The 4,449-nt window shown below is 41.6% G+C and carries 6 protein-coding genes; 5 read left to right on the top strand and 1 reads right to left on the bottom strand.

Features of this window, described 5'->3' with window-relative positions:
- The first annotated feature begins 537 nt into the window (after positions 1 to 537).
- From PN457_RS14480 to PN457_RS14470, 3 genes are all read left to right on the top strand, one after another.
- On the top strand, positions 538 to 1,188 hold the full coding sequence (locus PN457_RS14480) for a matrixin family metalloprotease (RefSeq protein ID WP_271734080.1): 651 nt from the start codon (positions 538 to 540) through the stop codon (positions 1,186 to 1,188).
- Between the two features lie 70 nt (positions 1,189 to 1,258).
- Positions 1,259 to 1,423 carry a hypothetical protein gene (locus PN457_RS14475; RefSeq protein WP_271734079.1) on the top strand — a complete coding sequence of 55 codons (165 nt, stop codon included), beginning with the start codon at positions 1,259 to 1,261 and terminating at the stop codon, positions 1,421 to 1,423.
- A 223-nt stretch (positions 1,424 to 1,646) separates the two neighbouring features.
- The gene (locus PN457_RS14470; RefSeq protein ID WP_271734078.1) at positions 1,647 to 2,318 is read left to right on the top strand and encodes an SDR family oxidoreductase; all 672 of its coding nucleotides are present in this window, start codon (positions 1,647 to 1,649) and stop codon (positions 2,316 to 2,318) included.
- Positions 2,319 to 2,407: 89 nt separating this feature from the next.
- Here the strand turns inward: PN457_RS14470 and PN457_RS14465 are convergent, their stop codons facing one another.
- Positions 2,408 to 3,580 carry a pyridoxal phosphate-dependent aminotransferase gene (locus PN457_RS14465; RefSeq protein WP_271734077.1) on the bottom strand — a complete coding sequence of 391 codons (1,173 nt, stop codon included), beginning with the start codon at positions 3,578 to 3,580 and terminating at the stop codon, positions 2,408 to 2,410.
- A 293-nt stretch (positions 3,581 to 3,873) separates the two neighbouring features.
- Here PN457_RS14465 and PN457_RS14460 point away from each other — a divergent pair, with 293 nt between their 5' ends.
- Together PN457_RS14460 and PN457_RS14455 are read left to right on the top strand one after the other, a co-directional pair.
- The gene (locus PN457_RS14460) at positions 3,874 to 4,191 is read left to right on the top strand and encodes a GIY-YIG nuclease family protein (protein ID WP_271734076.1); all 318 of its coding nucleotides are present in this window, start codon (positions 3,874 to 3,876) and stop codon (positions 4,189 to 4,191) included.
- A partial coding sequence (locus PN457_RS14455; protein ID WP_271734075.1) for a hypothetical protein occupies positions 4,148 to 4,449 on the top strand: 302 nt, incomplete at its 3' end. The genes PN457_RS14460 and PN457_RS14455, both read left to right, overlap by 44 nt.

The following is a 4,449-nucleotide window of genomic DNA, read 5'->3' as shown; positions in this document are numbered from 1 at the left end:
TTGCAGACGGGATAGAGGGGTTAGGAGTAACTCCAATCAGGTTTACCCCTGGTAAAGTGACTTTGTAGATTTGTCTATAATTTCACAAACTCTTACTGTTGAATATCTAGGATTATACAATCATGGCTATTACTCTTAGAGGATGTTTGTCAAGTATTAAACAGGTAATTTTTATCTTAGGGAACAGGGAACAGGGAACAGGGAACAGGGATTGGGAAGGATTGGGAAGGATTGGAAAGGATTGGGGAACACACAAAAAACAATAAAATCCAGTCCCCTCCCCTTACAAGGGGAGGGTTAGGGTGGGGTCAAACAATAGTTGATACACTAATCATGACTTATCAAACAACCTCTTAAAAAAAAGTGGTGATTCCCACAAAATAGACCTAAATAAGACAGGTGTATCTAACCAGTTAACGGTTCATGTGAACCTAAATTGGAATCAAAAATCTACTCAAAACCCTGGTCTCCTTAGCACGTTTTATAAGTAAAATGTCTCTTTATGAACGTCTAAATCTGAGGAAGACAAATCCTGAGATGAAAGTTCCGATTTGGGAACGAATTAACCTTGATAGACCTGCAAAGCTTCGCTGTCAAGGTTGTCGTTCTCGTGTTCAAACAAGTTGGCTAGTGTGTCCCTATTGTGGATGGTTAATAGCTAAAGACAATCGCGATATTCGCCATTGTATTTTGGTTGATATTTCCAGAGTGATTGTTGACATTGAGGACAATAGCACAATACTAGCAGTTATGACAGATGCTCTTGCTAAGGTCTTTAGTGCTTTTAGGAGTGTCAATGTGTTTTTGACCTCAGAACCTCCTGATGAAAGAGAGTGGGGGGATAATTTTACCCATATCCATGTATTAGCTGACCAGCAACTAGTTGACTATCTTGGAATTGCTAGTTTTACTCATCAGCAAGTTACTACTATTGCTCTTGTTCGTTTAGACAAAATACTTGATGTTTCCCATGAAGCAAGTCTAAATTTGGCTCAATTATCTAACTTGATTGCTAATACTATTACCCATGAAATTGGTCATACATTGGGATTAGATCACTCTCAATTACCCACAGATGTAATGCATGATGGACTAGAACATAGGATTCACAGCTTGATACCTCCGTCATTTCATGCTGAACAAATTATCTTGATGAATAACGCTATTAGGAAGTATAAAAAGCTGTAAACATCAGCTTAATTTGTCTTACAAAAGTTCATAAAAGGTATTTTCTTTCTACTAGATAAGGTGAAAAAATATGCAATCAGCGGAACCAGTTAGAAAAATAACTCAAGCTGAGGCTAGAAATCACAGTATTGAAGAGGGAACCTATCCTGCTTACAAAATTTATCGCAGTACCATAGTTGAGCAAGGAAAATGTTACAATTCTGGAATTTGTTTAATGCTCGATGCTTGGGATTAAGTCAGTCTGCCTTTACAGGGTTGTCTAAGAGGATGTTTGATAAGTTTTCAACAGGTAATTTTTATCTTAGGGAACAGGGAACAGGGAACAGGGAACAGGGAACACCGAAGGATTGGGTGCGTGTAGTTGTCGGCACATCCATAGTGCTTGTGATTGGTGAACTTTGGCGTTTAATGAGTTCGCTACATTGTAAGCTGAGGAAGTGAATTTATAATCCCTTAATATGACCACTGGATCTTACATTTTTCTCGCCGGCGCAAGTCGTGGCGTTGGTCGAGAAATTGCTAAATATTTAACGGCGCAAAATCTCCGGGTGAAAGCACTCCTAAGAAGCGAAACTCCTGAACTAGAAGCAATAGGTGTTAAAACTGTCATGGGAGATGCTTTAAATATCAGTGATGTAGAAGCTGCCATACTCGGTGATGAACCTATCCAAACGGTAATTAGTACCATTGGCGGTTTACCTTCGGAGGGTGAAAGGGCTGATTATCTGGGTAATAAAAATCTCATTGATGCGTCAGTAAAAGCAGGGGTACAAAGGTTTATTTTAATTTCATCCATTGGTACTGGTAATAGTGCTGGTGCTTTACCTCCCCAAGCTCTAGCAACATTGGGACCTGTGTTAGTGGAAAAAGACAAGGCCGAACAACATTTAATTGCTAGTGGGCTGACTTACACTATTATTCGCCCCGGGGGCTTAAAATCGGAACCGGCAACAGGCAATGGTATTTTAACCGAAGATACGCGTATTGTTGGTACTATTCACCGGGCAGATGTCGCCCAGTTAGTTTGTGGCTGTTTAAATTCTCCCCGTTCTCATAATAAAACCTTGTCGGCGGTGGATAAAAATATGTTAGCTGGACAACTAGAGTTTGTAGAATTTGCTTTAGATTAATTGGCGGGTCTCAACGCCAATAGGCTCTGAGCAAGGAACTATCAAGGATACAAACAAAGAAACTTATTACACATAAGGCGCAGGATGGGTCAAGTATTACTGACTATCCTGTGTAAGCCTTTTACTAATCTTTCTATACCTGCTTTAGCTGTATCTTTTTGCAACGCCCCATAAGCTACCCGCAGATAAGATCCATCTTTCATGCCAAAAGTTGTACCTGGAATTACTGCGATTTGATGTTCTTGAATTAACCTTTTTACTAATTCAAAGCTATTGATCTGGGTATTAACTTTGAGGAAGAAATAAAATGCACCATGGGCAGGGGTAATATTACATAGACCTGCTAGGGGTTTGAGGGCATCTATGACTATTTCTCTGATTTGGGCAATTGCTCCAATGTGATTATGTAAATACTCTGAGCTTGATTGTAATGCTCCTACTGCGGCATACTGGGAAACTACGGGGGGACAAATTAAAATTGTATCCTGAATCTTTTTGACTGACTCTAGTAGGTGTTGGGGAATTACCATATAACCAATCCGCCAACTTGCAAACCCATAGGTTTTGGATAGGCTATACAGGGAAATGGTGTAATCTGTTGCACCCTCAAAACTACCAGGGGAAATGTGTTTAACGCCGTTGTAGGTAAAATATTCGTAGGCTTCATCGCTAATATGGTAGATGCGATGATTTGCACATATTTGATTTACTTGTTGTAATGCGGCTGCTGGGTAAATAACTCCTGTGGGATTATTGGGGGAAATTGTGACTACAGCACGGGTTCTGGGGGTAATTGCTTGGGCGATCGCTTGGGGACGTAGTTGGTAGTTTTCATCTGTTGCTACTAATACGGGAGTACACCCGGCCATGGTTATGGCCATTTCATGGTTGAAATAGTAAGGTGTGTTCAGGATAATTTCGTCACCGGGGGTAGTAATGGCTAAGATGGCGTTCATAAACCCCATGTTGCTGCCCGCAGTGACTACAATTGAGTTATTTTGGTTAATAATAATGCGGTTGAAAGTTTCTAATTTTTGGGCGATCGCTGCTAATAATACAGGGATTCCCTCAACAGGTTTGTATACATTATTAGTGGAATCTGCTAAGAATTGCGGTAAAAGCTGAATGGCTTCTGGTGGTGGGTTGTAGGAAACTACACCTTGTCCTAAGGAAATGGTACCGGGGGAATTTTGGATTAATTCCCCAACCACAGGAATGATTGGCGATTGTACCGCCTGCATACGAGAGGCTAGGGTGTGCATAAGAATATTATATGTTGCTAATTTTAGTGGTTTCGACTACGCTCAACCACCGGGGTTATGTTCCCTGAGCGAAGTCGAAGGGAACAATAGAAGGGGGAGGAAGTGAGGTTAAGAGAACCGCTGGAGATTTTAGAGATTATTGGGGGGATCGTGGTTTCGACTGCGCTCAACTACCGGGTTTCGACTTCGCTCAACTACCGGGTTTCGACTTCGCTCAACTACCGAAATCAATATGTTCCCTGAGCGAAGTCGAAGGGAACAATAAAAGTCTATATCATCATGAGTTTATCATAATGGCTTATCTATATATCCTAGAATGTGCTGATGGTTCTTTCTATACAGGAAGTACAATAAATTTACCCCGTCGTTTATGGGAACATCAAAATGGTTTGGGTGCAAATTATACTAAAAAGCGATTACCTGTAAAGTTAGTTTATGCTGAACATTTTGATAATGTGGTTGATGTTTTTGAACGAGAAAAGCAGGTTCAGGGATGGAGTCGAGCTAAGAAGATGGCTTTAATGAATAGCAGTTGGGATCGTGTTCATGTTTTGGCTGAATGTCAGAATGAATCACATTATAAAAATTTTCGTATGGAATCTTCTGAATAATGCTGATTTCCACTGCGCTCAACCACCGGGTTTCGACTGCGCTCAACCACCGGGTTTCCACTGCGCTCAACCACCGGGTTTCGACTGCGCTCAACCACTGGGTTTCGACTGCGCTCAACCACTGGGTTTCGACTGCGCTCAACCACCGGGTTTCGACTGCGCTCAACCACCGGGTTTCGACTGCGCTCAACCACTGGGTTTCGACTGCGCTCAACCACCGGGTTTCGACTGCGCTCAACCACCGGGTTTCGACTGCGC

This window comes from Anabaenopsis arnoldii (genome assembly GCF_028331025.1).
Lineage (GTDB): Bacteria > Cyanobacteriota > Cyanobacteriia > Cyanobacteriales > Nostocaceae > Anabaenopsis > Anabaenopsis arnoldii.
This window is presented reverse-complemented; position numbering and strand designations above follow the sequence as displayed.